The organism is Arthrobacter sp. SIMBA_036 (genome assembly GCF_046535135.1).
GTDB lineage: Bacteria > Actinomycetota > Actinomycetes > Actinomycetales > Micrococcaceae > Arthrobacter.
In genome coordinates, this window is the sequence record NZ_JAWRXG010000276.1 from 1 (window position 1) to 260 (window position 260).

The 260-nt window shown below is 33.8% G+C and carries 1 protein-coding gene; it reads right to left on the reverse strand.

Going from position 1 to position 260, the window contains the following annotated elements; translation table 11 throughout:
* Window positions 1-198, reverse strand: a 198-nt coding sequence (locus SB659_RS19875) for a hypothetical protein (RefSeq protein WP_410551662.1), incomplete at its 3' end; no start/stop codon positions are given.
* Window positions 199-260: the final 62 nt, after the last annotated feature.

A 260-nucleotide genomic window follows, 5' to 3' on the forward strand; every position in this document is an offset into this window, starting at 1 on the left:
AGCTCCAACAATAGCGGTAACTTTTCCTTCAGGGATAAAAAGATCAATATCTTTTAAAACATACGGCGATTGCGGACCTTCATATTGAAATGAAACATTCTTGAAATAAATTCCTTTTTCTATACCGTTTTGGTCTGTATATTTTTTGCTTAAAAGTGGAACCTGGTACTCTTGTTCCTCTTCGGGATGATTTTGCACTTCATTTAGTCTGGATAAACTTAATTTTGCATCCTGTAATGATCGGAAAAACGCAATTAATT